The organism is Shouchella oshimensis (assembly GCF_002019765.1).
Taxonomy (GTDB): Bacteria; Bacillota; Bacilli; order Bacillales; family Bacillaceae_D; genus Shouchella; species Shouchella oshimensis.
On record NZ_KV917380.1, the window covers coordinates 1,110,690 to 1,132,180 of the forward strand.

Sequence of the window (21,491 nt, forward strand, 5' to 3'; positions counted from 1 at the left end):
TTGGGAGTGGTGAAGTGTTTTGAAATTAAAGCAGTTGTTTTTTACGTTATCGGTAATGGTGATTATTGCTGTGGCTGCTATCTTTTTTATAAATGATGGAATCCAATTAGGCGGGGCGAATGAATCACCGCCTGCGACAAATGCAGATGATTCTGATGTGCCAGATGTCATTTTAGATGACGATGAGTTGATTGAAAAATTTGAGACAGCACTAACAACAATTGAAAATAATTATGTTTCTGAAGTAGAACGAACAAAGCTTATCGAAGGCGCTATTAATGGTATGGTGGAAACGTTAGAGGATCCCTTTTCAGACTATATGGACGTTCAATCTGCGGCAAGCTTTCAAGAATCGTTAAGCTCTCATTTTGAGGGTATTGGTGCAGAAGTAGGTATGGTGGATGGCTATGTTTCTATTATTAGCCCGATGAGAGAATCTCCAGCTGAACGAGCGGGCTTATTGCCAAACGATGCGATCTTAGAAATTGATGGCGAATCAATAGAAGGTTATTCAGTTAATGAAGCGGTTCAATTAATTCGTGGAGAAGGCGGTACAGAAGTTACATTAACCATTCAACGTGGAGAACAAAATGAGCCATTTGATGTAACCATTGAGCGTGATCGTATTCAAGTGGATGCAGTTCGAGCGGATACCTTTGAAGTGGATGGTCAACTGATCGGGCGTCTTGAGATTACGTCATTTTCTGAAGATGTAGGAGTTCAATTTGAAGAATTGCTACAGGAATTAGAAGATGATGGGATTGATGGACTCATTGTAGATGTTCGTCGTAATCCAGGTGGATATTTAGATGGAGCGCAAAATATTGGTAATTTACTTATTCCAGATAATAAGCCAATTGTTCAAATTGAGCATAGTAACGGAAGTATTGAAAGTTATGAATCAAGTTTAGATGAACGAAAGCCTTACCCGATTGTTGGATTAATTAATGAAAGTAGTGCATCGGCTTCTGAAATTTTAGCTGCTGCTTTAAAAGAATCTGGGGACTATGATCTTGTTGGGAAAACGACGTTTGGTAAAGGAACTGTTCAAAAGTCAATTCGTATGACGGATGGCAGTGCTTTAAAGATTACTACCGATCGCTGGTTGACAGCTGGAGGCAACACCATTGATCATGAGGGAGTTGAGCCTACTGTAGAGGTAGATCAGCCTGAGTATTTTTATGCTGTAGCTCTTTCCATTGAAGAACCTTACGAAAGAGATCAGGTATCTGATCAAATAGCACGTGCACAAAGTATGCTAGAAGGCCTTGATTATTCGATTGATCGTACTGATGGGTACTTTGATGAACAAACAGAATCGGCAATAAGAGAATTTCAAGAAGAGCATGATTTAGATGAAACCGGTCAATTAGATGAAGAAACCGCACAAAAGATTCAAGAAGAAATACAAGCGCACATTAGAGACGTTGAGAATGATGCACAATTGAATCGAGCGATTGAGCTTGCGGTAGAACAAGCATCTTAAGAATTATTGTTGAGAGTAAAAAAGGGATATCTGTATTCAACTGCACAGATATCCCTTTTTAAGTAAGTGTTGGAGGACAAGTTCATGGTAGAAACCATTCTAACTGCATTCGCTAGCTTTTTTTTGAATCCAATTGTTTGTATCGGCTTCATTACCCTATTTATAATTGCTCATTGGCGTGTGAAGCAAGAACGGTCATCGTTTCATACACGAGTTTATGCTCGGCGAGCTGATTTTTTGTTAAGTACGATCCCTTCTATTGTAACAGGTGTGCTTGTCAGTATAGTAACCATTGCGGCAGGAGTTGTGTTGCCGACCGATATACTTGTGGCCATTACACTAGCGACGTTGCTTCTTTTACTTACCGGCCAAATGCATTGGCTCACGCCTACATATGTTTTTTTCCTGGTTGCACTTTATCTAGTCGTCTTTCCACAGTTCATCGAATTTACTTTTTTAGAAATTGGAGAGCAACCTTACCTTTACGCTGCCATTATGTTTAGTGTAGCGGTGTTACTGTTTTCTCAAGGGATCCTCGTAAAAAAGGATGGGAGAAAGCTCATTTCACCACAGCTAAAAAAAGGAAAAAGAGGAAGATTTATAGGGGTGCATAAAATCAATCGTTTATGGATCGTTCCTGTTGTCTTTTTTATTCCAGAGAGTGCCTTTATCCTCCCTTGGCCATGGCCAACTTTTTCAATAGGCTCTGAGTCGATTCAGCCGATTCTATTTCCAATTCTTCTAGGGTTTAAACAACAATCTCATAATCACTTAGAAACACGATTTTATCACTATACACGCGTCTATTTATTGCTCGCTGGAATAGCTGCTGTCTCTACGATGATTCTTCTCTATTTTCCTAATGAATGGTTATTCGTAAGTATACTTGGTTTTATCGCCTTACTTCATGCTATAAGCCAAATGACCATTAGGAACAAAGAAAAGAAGGACACTGTGTTCTTTACGGAGGAGGAAGAAAGTTGTCGAGTGGTTGGGGTTTTACCAAACAGTCCAGCTGATAAAATGAAAATTTTATTAGGAGAACAAATTTCAAAGGTAAATGGCCAGACGGTTCATGATGAGATGACGCTTTACCAGGCGCTCCAAAAAAATCCTGTTTACTGTAAAATTGAAGTAAAAGATAAGAACGGAGAAAAACGTTTTGTACAAGGACCCCTTTACAGTGGTGAGCACTACCAGCTTGGTGTCTTGCTTGTTCGCAAACAAGAAAAATTAAGTAACTCGATTATTTAACGACGTAAAAGACCTTTCCCATTTGGGGAAGGTCTTTTACTGATGCCAATTACTTTAATGGCTGAAGCGCGTTTTTCTTACGCTTTTTTACAGGTGGCAGCTGAGAAATCGTATCTTGTTGCTTAGAGATTCTAAATAGAACGAACCAAATAAGAGCAAAACCAATTAGCTGTGCAATTGTTACGGTTTCTTGAAGGGTTATCCATGATACAAGCAACCCTGTCATTGGAAAGCTTAGTTCAGCGATTGTAGCAACGGAGGCCTTAACAGACTGTAATCCACGATAGTATAACAGCATGGACACAAGACCAGGTAATAATGCTGAAGCAAGCAAATTAAGGGCAATGAACGTTAATGCAATGGTTGATTCAGGGCTTGCCCATATATCAGGAGATACACTTATTAAGACACCGAGTAATGGGAGTGCAAGTAAAAAGCGTAGTGCTGTGACAGTCTCATGACGACATTTTTTTAATAAGATACGTCCCATTACCGTCGAGCCACCCCAAAGTGCTGCTGCTCCGATGGCGTACAAACTTCCTAGTTGGAATATTTCCCCTGGATTGTTGATCGGGAAATAAAAACCAAATGTCAAAAGGTATGTCCCAATTAACGCAATCGGTACGTAAACGCCAAAATGCTGCGGCAACTTTTCTTTTAAAAGAAAGTGAGCGAGGGTAATGGCGAATAGTGGCTGTAATTTTTGTAAGAGCAGTACGGAATTTATCTCACCACTAGATGCAGCAATGGTTAACCCTTGTGTAAATAAAAGAGTGGCAAAAGCAGAGCCTCCCCAAGAAATAAATAATAACGCTCCTAAATCTTTAAAGCTAAGTTTCTTTAAATCTCCTTTAAACTTTAAAAGAATGGGAATCGCAATAAAAGCTAAAATAATGTGTTCAATAAAAACAATTTGTAAAGACGTCATCGTATCAAGTAACAAAATACGAAAAAGTGGATTAATCCCCCAAAAAGCGGCACCAATCACGATAAACCAAAACGTCTTATTTGATTGCGGTTGTTCATTCACAGCTGTGAGCTCCTTTTCAATGAAAAGGTCTTCTGTAGAAATCAAAAAGCCCTGGACGACGAGTGTGTTCAGGGCTGGAGAAATAAACATAGCAAAGACTATGTTCTTTCTATTTGATCTTCTCCCATCCGGACTATACCGTCGGCTTTGGATTTTCACCAAATCAGTCCACATAAAAACTATGCAGAGTCGCGGGCTTTAACCGCCGGTCAGGAATTTCACCTGCCCCGAAGATACCTATTCAATTTATATAATCTATCGTTATCATACTGGATTTTTTTTGAGTCGTCTAGAAGTTTGTTTGCTAGCAATTTTTGGTTACGCACGTGCGTTCGTAAAAGTTGGTGCAAGTATTCATTTTTATGGTATACTTAAGCGAACGTGTGTTTACAGGAAATGAATTGATTGGGTTTTTAACGACGCTAAAATGGGAATAACAGTAGGATCATGTTCTTTTGCAAAGGAGGGGTGAACTTATCAAAAGAAAGATCGTTCTTTGATAAGTTCTAAAGACGATGGATCAAACGTTTCAATTAGTATCAGACTACTCGCCGCAAGGTGATCAACCAAATGCAATAGAAAAAATTGTACGTGCAATTGAAAATGGAGATCGACATCAAACGTTATTAGGTGCAACAGGTACTGGAAAAACATTTACGATGTCCAACGTCATTCAAGCAGTGAATAAGCCAACGCTCATTATGGCCCATAATAAAACGCTAGCAGGTCAGCTTTATAGCGAATTTAAACAATTTTTTCCTCATAATGCAGTTGAGTACTTTGTGAGTTATTATGATTATTATCAACCGGAAGCATATGTGCCTTCTTCTGATACATTTATTGAAAAAGATGCAAGTATTAATGATGAAATTGATAAATTACGCCACTCAGCTACTAGTGCGTTGTTTGAGAGACGAGATGTCATTATTGTAGCGAGTGTATCGTGTATATATGGTTTAGGGAACCCGGAAGAATACCGGGATCTTGTCTTGTCCATTCGTACTGGAATGGAGATGGATCGGAATGAATTGTTACGACGCCTTGTCGATATTCAGTATGATCGGAACGATTTGAATTTTATACGTGGAACCTTTCGAGTAAGAGGCGATGTGGTTGAAATCTTTCCGGCCTCCAGAGATGAGCAATGTATTCGTGTGGAATTTTTCGGTGATGAAGTTGATCGTATGACCGAAGTAGACGCACTAACTGGAGAGATTAAGGGAGAGCGAAATCACGTGTCCATTTTTCCGGCTTCTCACTTTGTTACCCGCGAAGAAAAAATGAAAAAAGCAATTGAAAATATAGAAGCAGAATTAGAAGAGCGATTAAAATCACTTCACGCAGATGGAAAGTTGCTTGAAGCACAAAGACTTGAACAACGAACACGCTATGACCTTGAGATGATGGCGGAAATGGGTTTTTGTTCAGGAATTGAAAACTATTCTAGGCATTTAACCTTACGTGAGTCAGGGGCAACGCCATACACGTTAATTGATTTCTTTCCAAAAGACTTTCTATTAATTATGGACGAATCTCACGTCTCGTTACCACAAGTAAGAGGGATGTATAACGGTGACCGCGCCCGAAAAGAAGTACTCGTTAATCATGGGTTTCGTTTACCTTCTGCTCTTGATAACAGACCATTAAAGTTCCCCGAATTTGAAGAAAAAATAAGTCAAGCCGTATACGTATCGGCTACGCCTGGCCCGTATGAGCTAGAGCACACACCTGAAATGGTCGAACAAATTATTCGACCAACTGGCTTGCTTGATCCGCCAATTGAGGTTCGACCAATTGAAGGCCAAATTGATGATTTAATTGGTGAAATTCATGAGCAAATTGAGCGTAACGAACGTGTTTTAGTAACAACTTTAACGAAAAAAATGTCTGAAGACTTAACGGACTATTTAAAAGAAATTGGTATTAAAGTTCGCTATTTGCATTCAGAAGTAAAAACGTTAGATCGTTTAGAAATCATACGTCAGCTCCGATTGGGAACGTTCGATGTTCTGATTGGAATCAATTTACTAAGAGAAGGCTTAGATATACCAGAAGTATCACTAGTTGCGATTTTAGATGCTGATAAAGAAGGATTCTTACGTGCAGAGCGGTCTCTAATTCAAACCATTGGTCGTGCTGCGCGAAATGAAAACGGCCGGGTCATTATGTATGCAGATAAGATAACTGGTTCTATGGAAGTCGCGATTAGTGAAACAAAACGTCGTCGAGAAATTCAAGAAGCGTTTAATAGAAAACACGGCATCACGCCACAAACCATTCAAAAGAAAATTCCAGATGTAGTACAAGCGACTTATGCCGCTGAAGAAGACGGAGAATATGACGTAACGAAGAAACCTCAACAAAAAATGACGAAAAAAGAACGCGAAAAAACAATTGCGCAAATAGAAGTAGAAATGAAGCAAGCGGCAAAAGATCTAAACTTCGAGCGGGCAGCAGAGCTTCGAGATATGCTGTTAGAGCTTAAAGCGGAAGGATGACGGTATGGCACAAGAAGAGATTATCGTTAAAGGTGCACGATCAAATAATTTAAAAAATATGGACGTATCCATTCCTAGAGGAAAGCTAGTCGTTTTGACAGGCTTGTCTGGGTCTGGAAAGTCTTCCTTAGCCTTTGATACCATTTATGCGGAAGGTCAAAGACGCTATGTAGAATCACTGTCCGCTTATGCCCGTCAATTTCTAGGACAAATGGATAAGCCTGATGTTGATGCCATTGAGGGGCTATCTCCAGCCATTTCAATTGATCAAAAAACAACGAGTCGAAATCCACGATCAACGGTTGGAACTGTAACAGAAATTCACGACTACCTTCGGCTCCTTTATGCTCGAATTGGAAAACCTATCTGTCCTAAGCACGGTATAGAAATTACGTCGCAAACAATTCAGCAAATGGTCGATCAATTGTTGCAGTTCCCTGAACGTACAAAAATGCAAATTCTTGCTCCAATGGTATCGGGGCGAAAAGGAACGCATGCAAAAGTATTTGATCAAATTAAAAAAGATGGATTTGTACGTGTGCGTGTTAATGGTGAAATGAGAGAAGCGACAGACGATATTCAGCTTGATAAAAATAAAAAACATAGCATCGAAGTCGTCATTGACAGGATCGTTGTAAAAGAAGGCATTCAAACAAGAATGGCTGACTCTCTAGAAACGGCTTTAAATCTGGCAGAAGGACGAGTATTAATTGATGTAATTGATGGAGAAGAACTACTTTTTAGTCAACATCACGCTTGTCCGGAATGTGGCTTTTCCATTCCTGAGCTAGAGCCGAGATTTTTCTCGTTTAATAGCCCCTATGGTGCCTGTACTTCTTGTGACGGTTTAGGTGTGAAGCAGGAAGTAGATGCTGAGCTTGTCATACCGGATTCTGACCGGACGTTGAGAGATCATGCTGTTGCACCGTGGGAGCCAACAAGTTCGAATTATTATCCACAATTACTTGAGGCTGTATGTGAGCATTTTTCGATTGATATGGATGTGCCGTTTAATCAGCTTCCTGAAAAGCATCAATCGATTATTCTGAACGGAAGCGGAAAAGAAAAGATTTTCTTCCATTATGAAAACGACTTTGGTCGTGTGCGCGAGCATATGATTGTATTTGAAGGTGTGCTAGCAAATGTTGGTCGCCGATATAGAGAGACGAGCTCAGATTATATTCGTGAACAGATGGAAGCGTATATGTCGCAAAAAAACTGTCCGACGTGTAAAGGGTACCGCTTAAAGAAAGAAGCATTAGCTGTATTTGTCGGTGGAAAGCATTTAGGGGAAGTGAATCAATACTCATGTACAGAAGCACTACAATTTATGCAATCACTAGAGCTATCTGAAAAAGATCGTTCCATTTCTAGATTAATTTTAAAAGAAATTGAAGACAGAATCGGCTTTCTTATAAATGTTGGGCTAGATTATTTAACGTTATCACGCGCTGCCGGCACGTTATCAGGTGGGGAAGCGCAGCGGATTCGGCTAGCCACTCAAATCGGTTCTTCCCTCATGGGGGTATTGTACATTCTTGATGAGCCTTCTATCGGATTGCATCAAAGAGATAATGACCGCTTAATTGAGACGTTAAAGAGGATGCGTGATTTAGGCAATACATTAATTGTCGTTGAACACGATGAAGACACGATGCTAGCGGCAGACCATATTATTGATATTGGTCCAGGGGCAGGCGTACATGGAGGCTATGTAACCGCACAAGGTACACCTCAAGAGCTGATCGCTGATCCGAATTCGTTAACAGGTCAATATTTGGCTGGGGAAAAGTTTATTCAAGTGCCTAGCGAACGAAGACCACTTACAGGAAGACAGTTTGTGGTCAAAAGTGCAACAGAGAACAACTTAAAGAATATCAATGTTACGTTTCCTTTAGGTGTGTTTACTGCGATTACTGGTGTTTCGGGATCTGGTAAAAGTACGCTTGTTAATGAAATTGTTCATAAATCGTTAGCGCAAAAAATTCATCGTGCGAAAGAAAAGCCAGGAAAGCACAAAGAAATTGTCGGTATCGAAGAGATGGACAAGGTCATTGATATTGATCAATCACCAATAGGACGAACGCCTAGATCAAACCCGGCAACGTATACGAGTGTCTTTGATGATATTCGTGATGTATTTGCCTTAACAAATGAAGCAAAAGTGAGAGGGTATAAAAAAGGTCGGTTTAGCTTCAACGTAAAAGGTGGAAGATGCGAAGCGTGTAAAGGTGATGGGATTATTAAAATTGAGATGCACTTTTTGCCTGACGTGTACGTTCCATGTGAAGTATGCCATGGAAAACGCTATAACCGAGAAACGCTAGAAGTGACCTACAAAAACAAAACGATTGCTGATGTGCTAGAAATGACAGTTGAGGAAGGCGTTGAATTCTTTGGTAGCATCCCGAAAATTAAGCGCAAAATCCAAACGCTTATTGATGTTGGTTTAGGTTATGTCCGCCTTGGTCAACCAGCAACAACGTTATCTGGTGGAGAAGCCCAACGAGTCAAGCTAGCATCGCAGCTTCATAAACGCCCAACTGGAAGAACCCTCTATATATTAGATGAACCAACAACGGGCTTGCATGTAGATGATATTGACCGGTTATTGCACGTTCTTCAACGACTTGTTGATAATGGCGATTCGGTACTTGTCATTGAGCATAATCTTGATGTTATTAAAACTGTAGATCATATTATTGACCTTGGACCAGAAGGTGGGACGGGTGGCGGACAGCTTGTTGCTCAAGGCACTCCTGAAGCAGTGGCTGAAGTTGAAGGTTCTTATACTGGAAGGTATTTAAAACCAATTTTGGAAAGAGATAAAGCGCGTTACGCAGAAAAATTCGAGTTTTCATCATAAATTTTAGGGAAAATGAAACATGTGACCTTGCTTCTTCGTAATAAGATTATAAAGGCTATTAAGTAAAAAGGAGCGATCGTGATGGAAGAACGTAAAATGATTCTTAAGATGATTGAAGACGGTAAAGTTTCTGCTGAAGAAGGACTAAAATTACTTGAAGCGGTTGGAAAAGATGAGCAAGAAATACCGACTTCTCAATCAGCATCAAGTAAGGCACGTGAAGAAGGCACAGACCGTGAAGAGTCTCCTTTCACAAAGTTTACAAGTTTTTTTGAATCGGCATTCCAAAAAGTAAGAGATGGCGACTTTGACTTTAATTTTGGGAATGGCATGGACATTCAACATACGTTTGAAGAGGATCACGTTGATCTAAACAAAGTAAAGGTGTCTTTAGAAAATGGCTCCTTTACGATTGTTCCGTGGGAGAAGGAAGGGGTACGACTGGAGTTAGATGCAAAAGTCTACCGTACAAACAATGCGGAACAAGCGCATGATTTTCTCTTGAAGGAATCGTCTTTTTCTGTAGAAGAAGGTGTCCTGCTTTTTGAAACGAAATCAAAAACAATGAAAGTTAACGGAACGCTCTATGTACCTACTTCAACATATGATAGCATCAAGCTCTATACATTTAATGGTTCTCTAACTGGTGAATCGCTAAAGACAAAAGAGTTTGAAGCCAATACAACAAACGGTTCCATTAAAACGAGTCACCTTCAAGCCTCTAAAGCTACAATCGAGACAATGAACGGATCTATTACTATTGACGAAAATACGATAGGATCATTATTTGCAAAAACCTTTAATGGAACCATTAAAGTAACAGGAAAAATTGAGGATGCTGACGTTGAAACGGTGAATGGATCCATTACCTATTATGTGAATAAAAACAACGAATCCGCTGGTTATTTAGATGTGAAAACAACGACAGGAAGCGTGAAGCTCTTTGTAGCAGACGATGTTCGATTTGAAGGGAAGCTGCGATCTAATGTTGGTTCCATTCACAATCATCTGGAGTCATCAGAGATTCATGATGAGAAAAAAGAATTGGCACAACGCTATATGCATGTGACGGCAAACGATACGCTTCCTGGGAAAATGAAAGTCCGTGCTGTTGCAAATACAGGTAGTATTACGCTAAGAAATCAATAAACAGTTTGATTTGAAAGGACGTTACAACATTGAAACAATTAAAACGATCGACAACGAAGCGTTTTATAACAGGCGTATGTGGGGGAATTGGAGAGTATTTTTCAATTGATCCGACCATCATTCGGTTAATTGCTGTGGTTTTGGCATTGGTCACAACGGTTTGGCCCGTCGTACTTGCCTATATTATTGCTACATTTCTTATGCCGGCAGAGTAAGTAAGGAGGGCTTTTGATGAGATGGTTACTTGGCCTGGTGCTGAATGCACTCGTGTTATTACTTCTATCAGCGCTATTCTCTGGGTTTACGCTAAGTGGCTTTGGAGCAGCGTTGATCGCGGCACTTATTTTATCTGTTTTAAATTGGACAGTGAAACCGGTGCTAACCATTTTAACGTTACCGATTACCATTTTAACACTAGGACTGTTTTTATTCGTCATTAGTGCGTTAACGTTAATGCTAACAGCTTGGTTAATGGGAAGCTATTTTGTAATTGATGGTTTTGGCATTGCGCTGCTTGCAGCGATCATCATTGCATTGTTTCAGACTTTGCTTATTAATCCAGTTAAAAGGAGTTAATGGTCAATTTAATAAAGGGGAGCAGACGTGGATGCATCATTTCCACGTCTTTCTTTTTGTTCAATGAGATGATCTTTTATAAGTTTTATGACTCTAGAGAAAATCGTGCTACAATATGGCTAGTGAAAAGCAATGTAAAAGAGGTGCACAAAATGATAAAAGTGACAGCAAACGATATATTAGAGAAGTTCCACTTTGAGTTGCTAGCTGGAGAAGAAGGCATTTATCGCCCTATTACAACGAGCGATATTTCTCGTCCCGGTATAGAGATGGCTGGTTTTTTTACGTATTATCCAGCAAGAAGACTGCAGCTTATTGGTAGAACGGAGCTATCGTTTATTAAATCGCTATCTGATGAGGAAAAAGAAGAACGATTAACAAAATTATGTACATATGATACACCTGGTATTATTTTATCTCGTGGACTTGAGGCTCCCTCTCAATTAATTGCGGCAGCCAATAAAAAAAATGTACCTGTTTTACGATCGACTTTAACGACAACCCAGTTAAGTAGTCGTGTAACAAACTATTTAGAGAGCGAGCTTGCGCCAGTAACTGCTGTTCATGGTGTACTTGTTGATATTTATGGTATTGGCGTATTAATCACAGGTGGTAGTGGTGTAGGTAAGAGTGAAACGGCACTTGATCTTGTACGAAGAGGGCATCGACTTGTTGCTGATGATTCTGTAGAAATTCGACAACAAAACGAGGATACATTAGTTGGGCATCCTCCTCCGTTACTCCAGCATTTACTAGAAATTCGTGGGTTAGGCATTATCAATGTTATGACACTCTTTGGAGCCGGAGCCGTTCGCCCTTTTAAACGAATTAGTTTATGTATGAACTTAGAGACATGGGATCAAAAGAAAGCCTATGATCGACTTGGACTCGAAGAAGATAAAATGAAAATTTTTGATACAGAAATTACGAAACTAACGGTGCCTGTAAGACCAGGACGAAACTTAGCTGTTATCATTGAGGTTGCTGCGATGAATTTCCGACTAAAACGTCTAGGGTTTAATGCAGCCCAGGAGTTCTCTGAACGTTTAACACAAGTGATTGAACAAGGTGACAATGAAGAATTTTAAAATGAACATGTGTGAGGTGAACTGAAGTGAATACACAATTTGAACCGATGGATCGAGTGTTTATTTCTCTTGGTCCAATTGATATTTATTGGTATGCCGTTTTAATTCTTTTAGGTGTAGGGGTTGGTTATTTATGGGCTCGCTATGAAGGAGAAAAGCGGGGGTTACCAAAAGAAACGTTTGCAGACTTACTTGTGTGGGCGTTACCAATATCCATTATTTCCGCAAGAGCCTATTATGTCATTTTTAGATGGGATCAATTCGCTGATAGTCCAATGAGTGTGTTTAACATTCGTGAAGGTGGAATTGCCATTCACGGCGCCTTAATTGGAGCAGTCGTTACAGCTATTATTTTTGCACGTGTCAAGAAGCTGTCTTTCTGGAAAATTGCTGACGTTGCAGCACCGGCTATTTTAATTGGTCAAGCGATCGGTCGTTGGGGAAATTTTGTTAACCAAGAAGTGTATGGAGGCGAAGTATCACGCTCCTTTTTAGAAAGTTTGTTTTTACCTGATTGGATCATTAACCAAATGTATATTAATGGGGCTTATTATCACCCAACATTTTTATATGAATCTTTATGGAGTATTCTCGGTGTCGTCCTCCTTATTTTGTTGCGAAAAGTGAATTTACGCCAAGGGGAACTGTTCTTTTCTTACGTCATTTGGTATTCAGTAGGACGATTCTTCATTGAAGGTATCCGTTTGGACTATTTACTAATTGGAGAGACCCTTAGAACGGCTCAGTTGTTATCACTTATTCTAATCGGCTTATCCATTATTCTTTGGATGTATCGACGCATCGTCGTAAAGCCACCAAGATATTTAGATACAGATAGCGAAAGCAAAAAGAAAAATTAGAGAGAAGGGATACCATGGGAGTGGTGAAACGAGGGCTGTTATCAGGTTTACAGACAACATGGACGTTAGGAAAAATCATTTTTCCCATTACATTGTTTGTCACGTTGCTCGGCTACACGCCGGTGCTTGGTTGGATCGCTTCAGGTATAGCGCCTATCATGAATTTGATTGGCTTGCCAGGCGAAGCGGCAATTCCGTTAGTGATTGGAAATGTATTGAACCTATTTGCGGGAATTGGTGCTATTCTTTCCCTTGACTTGACGATTAAAGAAGTATTCATTCTCGCTATTATGTTATCTTTTTCCCACAATCTCATTGTGGAGTCGGCAGTCGCTACAAAGGTTGGCATAAAAGTGCTCCCAATTGTAGCTGTTCGAATCTTTCTTGCACTATTTTCAGCATTTGTGATCAATCTAGTATGGGATGGTGGAAGTGAACAGGCGGTTTACGGTCTTGCTTCTGCTACACAAGCAGCTGAACCAACAACACTACTAGGCATGATCGCTGTAGGGTTACAAACTGCTTTTTGGGGTGTAGCGCAATTGGCATTAGTCGTTATTCCACTTATGCTTGTGGTGCAAGTTATGCGGGAGCGTGGCTGGTTAAAAGTAATCTCTCAATGGCTTTCTCCTCTAACGCGTTTAATCGGTGTCGATCGAAATACCTCGGTGACTTTGGCTTCTGGTTTAACGATTGGTCTTGCTTATGGAGCGGGGGTCATGATTGATGCTGTTAAAGAAGACAAAGTGAAGAAGAAAGATCTTTATATCGTGTTTATTTTCCTTGTCGCTTGTCATGCGGTTGTAGAGGATACTCTTGTCTTTGTTGTACTAGGAATTCCAGTTTGGCCCCTTCTCGTTATTCGTGTCATTACGGCATTGTTATTAACCATTGTTATTTCAAGAGTGTGGACACGACTAGAAAAAAGAAAAGAATCGTCGTATAGAAAGGAAACCGCTTATGACCATTAACACCATTTTATTTGATTTAGACGGAACCCTCATTGACACAAATGAGCTTATTATTCAATCGTTTTTGCATACACTTGAGCCAGATTATCCAGGTCGGTATACAAGAGAGACTGTTCTCCCATTTATTGGTCCATCTCTTCTAGAAACCTTTTCATCCATAAACAAAGAGAAAGCAGCAACGTATATTGAGACTTATCGAACACATAATCATCATCATCATGATTCTCTTGTGACCATCTACCCTGGTGTAAAAGAAGGTGTAAAACGATTACATGATGAAGGCTATAAGCTTGCTATCGTCACTACGAAAATTAAGGAAACGGCAATGATGGGTCTAAAGCTTACAGGCTTGGACGACTATTTTGATGTCATTATAGGTCTAGACGATGTAACGAAAGAAAAGCCTAATCCTGAGCCTATCTATAAAGCGCTTGAACAATTACATGCTAAAGCAGAAGAAGCAATTATGGTTGGAGATAATTCTCATGATATCTTGGCAGCAAAAAATGCAGGAATCATTAGCGTAGGTGTTGGCTGGGCGCTTAAAGGAGAGGCATTTTTAAAGTCATTTGAACCTGATTATATTATACAATCCATGGATCATCTTCTTGCAATTGTAGAAGAAAGATGAGTAGACGAACAAAGCGATACCCGGTGTCGAAAACGAATTCACTTTGGCAGCTTTATAAGACAGTCTCTTTCTGGAAAGTATTAAAGATATTTATTATCAGTCAAACTGCACGAATTACGCCTTCATTTCGTATAAAAAACTGGCTCTATCGCACGTTTTTGAATATGAAGATTGGCGACTACACAGCCTTTGCTTTAATGGTCATGGTCGATGCCATGTTTCCAGAGCGTATAAAGGTTGGCTCAAACACCATCATTGGATACAATACGACCATTTTGGCCCATGAATATCTTATTCATGAATACCGCTTAGGCGATGTCATCATTGGGGACGATGTGATGATCGGTGCAAATTGCACCATTCTACCTGGAGTTACTATTGGTGATCGAGCCGTAATTGGTGCAGGCACTGTGGTACATAAGGATGTTGAACGTGATACATTTGTCGCTGGAAGTCCGATGCGTTTGATAAAGAGAAATGTTTAGTAGAACGAAAGGCTTGGAAATCAAACCAAGTCTTTTTTTTAAACCTTGAGCTAGTTGACTTTCTAAGTGAACAAATGTAAACTATTAAAAAACTTTAATTCATTAGTGATTTACCAAACTAAAGCATTTGAGGTGTTTTCCTTGTCACAGCTATTTTTATTTGAGAAGCCTTTGGGGATGAGAGATCGGTTACCTCATCAACACCATTTGCAAAATAAAATTTCAACACAGTTATTGAAAACCATTGGGGAATGGGGATACGAAAAAGTTCAAACGCCTGCATTAGAATATTTTGAAACAGTGGGAAAGCTCTCGGCTATTCCAGATCAGCAGCTGTTTAAATGCTTTGACTTGTCAGGGAACACACTTGTGTTACGCCCTGATATGACTGCGCCTATTGCACGTCTTGTTTCCTCTACAATGAAAAAGGAATCGTTCCCATTACGCTTATCTTACCATTCGAATTTATACAGGGCTCAGCAATTAGAGGGAGGTAGACCAGCAGAATTTGAACAAGTTGGTGTGGAACTAATTGGTGATGCGACAACAAGCGGTGATAGTGAGATCGTTGTTCTTTTTCAAGAAGCAATGCAAACGATTGGCTTAGAGAAGTATCAGCTTGTTTTAGGGCATATCGGTTTTATTCGAGCGTTATTAAATGAGTTGGTGCCTGGAGAACAAGCTGAACAACTTCAACGTTCTTTATTTGAAAAAAATGACGTTGGTTATCGCGAAGCGGTCCATACGTATGAGCTTCCCTTGGATATTGAAAATCGCTTGATTCAATTGCTTGAGTTACGAGGTGATGCCCATGTGGTGGATGAAGCAGAGCAGTTGGTAACTTCAGATGAAGGTAAGAAAGCGATTGACGAATTGCGAGGCATCTGGGACGTTTTACAAGAAGAAGGGATTGAATCGTTTGTACAATTTGATTTAAGCACGGTTCTTCATATGAGCTATTATACAGGTTTTGTATTTGAAGCTTTTCATGAAGATGTTGCACAAGCTTTAGGTGGTGGGGGACGATACGACCAACTATTGAAAAAGTTTGGACGTACAGCTCCAGCGACAGGGTTTGGTTTACGAGTTGATTTACTTAGTGAAGTGTATTCACGAGAAAATGAGCCCGACCAAAAGTGGTGTGTGTTGTATCATCATTCCAGAAGGAAAGAAGCGTACAGCAAAGCCGCTGAATTACGTCAAAGTGGAAAAGCTGTTATTGTACAAGATCAAGCTGGTCTATCAGAAAATTGGATGAACGAACAAGTAGAACTGGCGTATATTCATTTAGAAGAGGAGTAAGTACATGAGACCGCTGACGATTGCGATGCCAAAAGGTCGAATTTTTGATGAAGCTGTAAAATTGTTACGCGCTGCAGGCTATCGTCTTCCTGAGACTTTTGAAGAATCGCGAAAATTAATTATAGATGTACCTGAAGAACATTTGCGTTTTGTTTTAGCGAAGCCAATGGATGTTCCTACTTATGTAGAGCAAGGCGTAGCCGACGTAGGTGTTGCTGGAAAGGATGTCATGCTTGAAGAAAAGCGTGATGTTTATGAGATGCTTGATTTAAAAATTAGCTCTTGCTATTTAGCGGTAGCAAGTTTGCCAAACTATCAAAAAGGCGAATTGCACCCTAAAGTAGCCTCGAAATATCCGAATTTGGCTATTCAATATTTTAAGGAACAAGGGGAGCAAGTAGAAGTCATTAAACTGAATGGTTCTATTGAACTCGCGCCTATAATGGGTCTCGCGAATCGTATTGTTGATATTGTTTCAACTGGTCAAACTTTAAAAGATAATGGATTAGTTGAGTTAGAAAAAATTCAAGAAATCACCTCGCGATTTATTGTCAACGCGTCGAGCTATCGTTTAAAAGGCAAAGAGATTCAGAGAATGATTAAACAGCTTCAAGCTGTAGTGTAGGAGGCTACTAGATGCAGTTTATACGTCTAGAGAAAGAAGATACTGTCGTGCCTAAGAATCTTCGTTTACAAGAGAATGAAAGAGCTGTTCAAAGCGTTGCAACGATTCTTGAACAAGTAAAAGTAGAAGGCGATAAAGCGTTAGTTGCGCTAACGAAGCAATTTGACAAGGCAACTGTTTCCTCATTTCTTGTAACAAAAGAAGAGATTGAGACTGCCTATGGAACCATTCGTAATGAGGAGCTTGACGCGATTAAGCAGGCAATTAAAAATGTCACAGATTATCATGAAGAACAAATTAAAACATCGTGGATGATAACTAGAAAGGATGGGTCCTTGCTAGGCCAAAAAGTAACGCCTCTAGAAGCCGTCGGGCTCTATGTCCCTGGTGGTAAAGCTGCGTATCCTTCTTCTGTTATTATGAATGCAGTTCCCGCTCTTGTTGCAGGCGTTGAAAGGATCGCTATCGCATCCCCACCAGATCCATTCGGCCATCTTCCAGCAGGTGTTCTCGTTGCTGCAAATGAATTAGGCATCCAATCTATCTATAAGGTTGGTGGTGCTCAAGCGATTGCTGCTTTTGCTTTTGGTACAGAATCTATTGCCAAAGTCGACAAAATTACTGGCCCTGGAAACCAATATGTGGCGTTAGCAAAACGAGCAGTGTTTGGAGAAGTTGATATTGATATGATCGCTGGTCCTAGTGAAATTTGTGTGTTAGCGGATGAAGGTGCAAACCCATCATACATTGCAGCTGACTTACTGTCGCAAGCTGAACACGACGAAATGGCATCGGCTATACTTGTAACGACGTCCAATTCATTAGCTGAAGCGGTTCGAGATGAAGTAATAAACCAGCTTAATGAACTACCTAATTCTGAGATTGCAAGGCAAGCAATTTCGGACTATGGGCAGGTTTTCATCTGTTCTTCTGCTAATCAAGCCATTGATGTAGTCAATGAATTGGCATGTGAACATGTTGAAATTATGACAGAAGACCCGATGGAGATGGTAGGGAAAATAAAGCATGCAGGTGCTATATTTATCGGCCCCTACAGTGCAGAGGTTGTTGGTGATTATATGGCAGGACCGAGTCACGTCTTGCCTACAAATGGGACAGCTCGTTTTTCAAGTCCATTGTCAGTAGATGATTTCATCAAAAAAACAAGCGTTATTTCATACAGTAAAGCAGCGTTTCAAGGAGATGCTCAAGCGATTATGACGTTAGCTCGAATGGAAGGGCTAGAAGCCCATGCAAGAGCGATCGAAGTTCGATTAAAGGAGGAGACGAAATGAGTCGAGAGGCTTCTATTAAGCGAAAGACCGGAGAAACAGATATTCAATTAAGCGTCCAATTAGATGGTGAAGGACAAATTGAGTTAAACACAGGTGTTCCTTTTCTCGAACACATGCTGCATTTATTTGCAAAGCATGGACAATTTGATCTAACTGTCCAAGCTGAGGGGGATATAGAAGTCGATGCCCACCATACAACTGAAGACATAGCGATCTGTTTAGGGGAAGCGTTTAAACGTGCACTTGGTTCAAAAGAGGGAATACGACGTTATGGATCGGCGATTGTCCCAATGGATGACGCTCTTGCTCAAGTTGTAGTCGATTTAAGCAATCGCCCTCACTTAGAATATCGTGTGGAGCTTCCGAGTGAAACTGTGGGAACGTTTGATACAGAATTAGTTCGAGAATTTTTTTGGAAGCTCGCTTTAGAAGCTAGAATGAACGTACACATTGTTGTTCACTATGGACACAATACCCACCATATTATTGAAGCCATTTTTAAAGCATGTGCCAGAGCCCTTCGTGAAGCCGCAAGTATTGATCCAAATCAGAGAGGGCTTATGTCGACGAAGGGGATGCTCTAATGATTGGTATTATTGATTATGGCATGGGCAACCTTCATTCTGTTTCGAAAGCGTTAGAACGACTACAATTTCCCTATCTTATTAGCGGTAAGCCAGATGAATTAATAGAATGCGATGCATTTATTTTGCCAGGAGTAGGGGCCTTTCCTGATGCTATGAAAAATTTAGAGGGAACCGGTTTACGCACGTTTCTCGACCAGCATGTATATCAGCTAAAACCACTATTAGGCATTTGCTTAGGCATGCAGCTCTTATTTGAAAGAAGCACAGAATATGGAGAAACGGAAGGACTCGCTTATTTAAAAGGAAATGTGATCCATTTTTCTGAAAAACAACACCATGCACATTCATCATTAAAAATTCCTCATATGGGCTGGAATCGACTTGCTTTTTTAAATGAAAAAGCAAGCACAGGAGGCATTGAAGAGGGCTATGTCTATTTCGTTCATTCCTACGTTGTAGAAGCGCCTGATGAGCTAATGGCTGCAAAAGCAGACTATGGGTGTGATGTGCCTGCAATCGTTGAGAAAGACCTCGTTTTCGGAATGCAATTTCATCCTGAAAAGAGTGGACAAGTAGGTACGGCATTGTTAAAACGATTTTGTGAACTGGCAGAAAAGGGAGTGGAATGAATGGGGATGACGATTTATCCAGCAATCGATATTTTAAATGGACAGTGTGTTCGCTTAGAGCAAGGCGATTATGAAAAAAACACGGTGTATAGTCATTCACCGCTACAAACTGCGCAATCCTTTCAAGATTCGGGTGCCAAATGGGTTCACATTGTTGATTTAGATGGAGCAAAAAAGAAAAAGCCTGTTAACAATCAACTTATAGCAGAAATTGCAGCCAAATTGACGATTCCAGTACAAGTTGGTGGTGGCATTCGTACAGAGGAAGACATTGCTTACTATTTAAATCTTGGTGTAAAACGAGTGATTTTAGGAAGTGTAGCGGTCAATAACTTGGCGTTTACGAAAGAGATGGTAAAAAAGTATGGTGAGGCAATCGTAATTGGCTTAGATGCACGAGATGGATTAGTAGCAACAGAGGGTTGGGTTGAAACATCAAGTGTTCAAGCAGAAGTGTTAGCTGGAACCCTACTTGATTCAGGTGTAAAAACAATTGTTTATACGGACATTTCAAAGGATGGTATGCTTGAAGGACCAAATATTGCCGCTTGCGAAAAACTGGCGAACGTAGCTGGGGACAGAGCGCAAATCATTGCTTCAGGTGGCGTGAGTCAGCTTCAAGATTTAGAATCCATTCGTCACACGACGATTTCCGGAGTCATTGTTGGTAAGGCACTTTATGCCAATCGTTTTTCCTTGGAAGAAGCAGTGAAAGTAGGCGAGGAAACGAATGCTAACTAAACGTATTATCCCATGTTTAGATGTGAAAGAAGGAAGAGTCGTAAAAGGAACACAATTTCTCTCACTACGAGATGCTGGCGATCCAGTAGAGCTTGCTCGCTATTATGATGAGCAAGGTGCTGACGAACTTGTTTTCTTAGATATTTCGGCATCTCATGAAGGTAGAAAAACGATGTTAGATGTTGTGGAACAAGTAGCTGCGTCTATTTCTATCCCATTTACAGTTGGTGGGGGTATTAATACAAACGAAAACATTCGGAACATTTTACAAGCGGGTGCGGATAAAGTTTCGTTAAATACAGCAGCACTCATAAGACCCGAATTTATTGAAGAAGCAGCTCGTTTCTTTGGTTCACAATGTATTGTTGTTGCCATTGATGCTAAGTATGACTCTATAACCGATACTTGGAAAGTCTATACGCATGGTGGTCGTAAAGAGACTGATTGGACAGCTGAAGCTTGGGCTAAGGAAGCGGTTCAATTAGGAGCAGGAGAACTGCTTGTCACAAGTATGGATAAAGATGGTGAGAAATCGGGCTTTGATGTAGCTCTTTTGAAAAAGTTAACTAATTGTGTAAATGTACCTATTATTGCTTCAGGAGGTGCAGGAGAAGCGATTCATTTTGTTGATGTCTTTCAAGAAGCAGCTGTGGATGCGGCTCTGGCAGCATCGATTTTTCATTATAAAGAAACAACGATTCGTGCCGTGAAAAGGGTATTAAAAGAAAAAGGAGTGCATGTACGATGACGAACGTTCAATTTAACGAAAATGGCCTTGTACCAGCCATTGTCCAAGATGCCCAAACAAAGGAAGTGTTGACGTTAGCGTACATGAACCAAGAAGCACTCGACTTAACGATTAAAACGAAAGAATCGTGGTTTTATAGTCGTTCTAGAAATGAACTTTGGAATAAAGGCGCAACGTCAGGGAATAAGCAGAAAGTGATTGACATCCGTTATGATTGTGATCAAGATGCTATTTTGCTTCTCGTTCATCCCGAAGGTCCTGCTTGCCATACCGGAGCAGTAAGTTGCTTTCAAGGCGACGGTGAAAGCGATAGAAATGATCGTGACCCATTTGCCATACTTAAATCACTTGAAAAAACAATTGCTAATCGGAAAGAACATATGCCAGAAGGTGCTTACACAACGTACCTCTTTACAGAAGGGATTGATAAAATCCTTAAAAAGGTTGGTGAAGAGGCTAGTGAGGTTATTATTGCAGCGAAGAATGACGATCAAACAGAGATGCATTGGGAAGTCGCTGATCTATTCTATCACCTCCTTGTCCTATTAGAAGAAAAAAAGATCCCATTAGCAGCTATTATGAAAACGCTAGAGCAGCGTCATAAAGTCTAGAATTCCGAAAAAAGTCAACGATCCGTTGACTTTTTTCTTTTTTTTAGCAAAAATGTAGT

At 40.2% G+C, this 21,491-nt stretch carries 21 protein-coding genes and 1 riboswitch; of the genes, 20 read left to right on the forward strand and 1 reads right to left on the reverse strand.

Annotation, left to right across the window (positions count from 1 at the left end):
- The first annotated feature begins 19 nt into the window (after positions 1 to 19).
- Both BK583_RS05450 and BK583_RS05455 read left to right on the forward strand, forming a co-directional pair.
- Entirely contained in the window at positions 20 to 1,486 is a 1,467-nt protein-coding gene (locus tag BK583_RS05450) for a S41 family peptidase (RefSeq protein WP_078440061.1), read from the forward strand.
- Between the two features lie 84 nt (positions 1,487 to 1,570).
- Positions 1,571 to 2,740 carry a PDZ domain-containing protein gene (locus tag BK583_RS05455; RefSeq protein WP_055737533.1) on the forward strand — a complete coding sequence of 390 codons (1,170 nt, stop codon included), beginning with the start codon at positions 1,571 to 1,573 and terminating at the stop codon, positions 2,738 to 2,740.
- Between the two features lie 49 nt (positions 2,741 to 2,789).
- On the opposite strand, the gene BK583_RS05460 is transcribed toward BK583_RS05455, so the two are convergent.
- Complete coding sequence (locus tag BK583_RS05460; protein WP_236702479.1) at positions 2,790 to 3,770, reverse strand: DMT family transporter; 981 nt, start codon at positions 3,768 to 3,770, stop codon at positions 2,790 to 2,792.
- Between the two features lie 112 nt (positions 3,771 to 3,882).
- Positions 3,883 to 4,009: riboswitch (FMN riboswitch) on the reverse strand.
- 276 nt (positions 4,010 to 4,285) lie between these two features.
- Between BK583_RS05460 and uvrB the strand changes: the two genes are divergently transcribed.
- The 18 genes from uvrB to hisIE all read left to right on the forward strand — a co-directional run bounded on the left by uvrB (position 4,286) and on the right by hisIE (position 21,432).
- Positions 4,286 to 6,268 carry an excinuclease ABC subunit UvrB gene (uvrB, locus tag BK583_RS05465; RefSeq protein ID WP_038482646.1) on the forward strand — a complete coding sequence of 661 codons (1,983 nt, stop codon included), beginning with the start codon at positions 4,286 to 4,288 and terminating at the stop codon, positions 6,266 to 6,268.
- 4 nt (positions 6,269 to 6,272) lie between these two features.
- A complete protein-coding gene (uvrA, locus tag BK583_RS05470) occupies positions 6,273 to 9,134 on the forward strand; it encodes an excinuclease ABC subunit UvrA (RefSeq protein WP_038482643.1) in 2,862 nt (953 codons plus the stop codon).
- An 81-nt stretch (positions 9,135 to 9,215) separates the two neighbouring features.
- Entirely contained in the window at positions 9,216 to 10,283 is a 1,068-nt protein-coding gene (locus tag BK583_RS05475; protein ID WP_055737532.1) for a DUF4097 family beta strand repeat-containing protein, read from the forward strand.
- 29 nt (positions 10,284 to 10,312) lie between these two features.
- Positions 10,313 to 10,498: a PspC domain-containing protein gene (locus tag BK583_RS05480; RefSeq protein WP_038482637.1), complete on the forward strand. Its 186-nt coding sequence runs from the start codon at positions 10,313 to 10,315 to the stop codon at positions 10,496 to 10,498.
- A gap of 16 nt (positions 10,499 to 10,514) precedes the next feature.
- Positions 10,515 to 10,859, forward strand: coding sequence for a phage holin family protein (locus tag BK583_RS05485; RefSeq protein WP_038482635.1), 345 nt, complete (start codon positions 10,515 to 10,517; stop codon positions 10,857 to 10,859).
- A 152-nt stretch (positions 10,860 to 11,011) separates the two neighbouring features.
- Positions 11,012 to 11,947 carry an HPr(Ser) kinase/phosphatase gene (hprK, locus tag BK583_RS05490; protein ID WP_038482632.1) on the forward strand — a complete coding sequence of 312 codons (936 nt, stop codon included), beginning with the start codon at positions 11,012 to 11,014 and terminating at the stop codon, positions 11,945 to 11,947.
- 26 nt (positions 11,948 to 11,973) lie between these two features.
- Positions 11,974 to 12,807, forward strand: coding sequence for a prolipoprotein diacylglyceryl transferase (gene lgt / locus BK583_RS05495; protein WP_236702478.1), 834 nt, complete (start codon positions 11,974 to 11,976; stop codon positions 12,805 to 12,807).
- 14 nt (positions 12,808 to 12,821) lie between these two features.
- Positions 12,822 to 13,778 (forward strand): nucleoside recognition domain-containing protein, encoded by a 957-nt coding sequence (locus tag BK583_RS05500; RefSeq protein ID WP_055737531.1) that lies wholly within the window; start codon positions 12,822 to 12,824, stop codon positions 13,776 to 13,778.
- Complete coding sequence (gene ppaX, locus BK583_RS05505) at positions 13,768 to 14,409, forward strand: pyrophosphatase PpaX (protein ID WP_055737530.1); 642 nt, start codon at positions 13,768 to 13,770, stop codon at positions 14,407 to 14,409. Before BK583_RS05500 ends, ppaX begins: the two co-directional genes overlap by 11 nt.
- Positions 14,406 to 14,894 (forward strand): acyltransferase, encoded by a 489-nt coding sequence (locus tag BK583_RS05510; protein ID WP_038482623.1) that lies wholly within the window; start codon positions 14,406 to 14,408, stop codon positions 14,892 to 14,894. Before ppaX ends, BK583_RS05510 begins: the two co-directional genes overlap by 4 nt.
- A 141-nt stretch (positions 14,895 to 15,035) precedes the next feature.
- The gene (locus tag BK583_RS05515; RefSeq protein WP_055737529.1) at positions 15,036 to 16,196 is read left to right on the forward strand and encodes an ATP phosphoribosyltransferase regulatory subunit; all 1,161 of its coding nucleotides are present in this window, start codon (positions 15,036 to 15,038) and stop codon (positions 16,194 to 16,196) included.
- A 4-nt stretch (positions 16,197 to 16,200) separates the two neighbouring features.
- The gene (gene hisG, locus BK583_RS05520; protein WP_038482617.1) at positions 16,201 to 16,821 is read left to right on the forward strand and encodes an ATP phosphoribosyltransferase; all 621 of its coding nucleotides are present in this window, start codon (positions 16,201 to 16,203) and stop codon (positions 16,819 to 16,821) included.
- Positions 16,822 to 16,832: 11 nt separating this feature from the next.
- The gene (gene hisD / locus BK583_RS05525; protein ID WP_055737528.1) at positions 16,833 to 18,116 is read left to right on the forward strand and encodes a histidinol dehydrogenase; all 1,284 of its coding nucleotides are present in this window, start codon (positions 16,833 to 16,835) and stop codon (positions 18,114 to 18,116) included.
- Positions 18,113 to 18,700 carry an imidazoleglycerol-phosphate dehydratase HisB gene (hisB, locus tag BK583_RS05530; protein ID WP_038482612.1) on the forward strand — a complete coding sequence of 196 codons (588 nt, stop codon included), beginning with the start codon at positions 18,113 to 18,115 and terminating at the stop codon, positions 18,698 to 18,700. Before hisD ends, hisB begins: the two co-directional genes overlap by 4 nt.
- Complete coding sequence (hisH, locus tag BK583_RS05535; RefSeq protein WP_038482609.1) at positions 18,700 to 19,332, forward strand: imidazole glycerol phosphate synthase subunit HisH; 633 nt, start codon at positions 18,700 to 18,702, stop codon at positions 19,330 to 19,332. The genes hisB and hisH overlap by 1 nt, the downstream gene beginning before the upstream one ends.
- Complete coding sequence (gene hisA / locus BK583_RS05540) at positions 19,333 to 20,073, forward strand: 1-(5-phosphoribosyl)-5-[(5-phosphoribosylamino)methylideneamino]imidazole-4-carboxamide isomerase (RefSeq protein ID WP_055737527.1); 741 nt, start codon at positions 19,333 to 19,335, stop codon at positions 20,071 to 20,073.
- On the forward strand, positions 20,063 to 20,821 hold the full coding sequence (gene hisF / locus BK583_RS05545; protein ID WP_055737526.1) for an imidazole glycerol phosphate synthase subunit HisF: 759 nt from the start codon (positions 20,063 to 20,065) through the stop codon (positions 20,819 to 20,821). The genes hisA and hisF overlap by 11 nt, the downstream gene beginning before the upstream one ends.
- Positions 20,818 to 21,432, forward strand: coding sequence for a bifunctional phosphoribosyl-AMP cyclohydrolase/phosphoribosyl-ATP diphosphatase HisIE (gene hisIE, locus BK583_RS05550; protein WP_055737525.1), 615 nt, complete (start codon positions 20,818 to 20,820; stop codon positions 21,430 to 21,432). The genes hisF and hisIE overlap by 4 nt, the downstream gene beginning before the upstream one ends.
- The last annotated feature ends 59 nt before the right edge of the window (positions 21,433 to 21,491 follow it).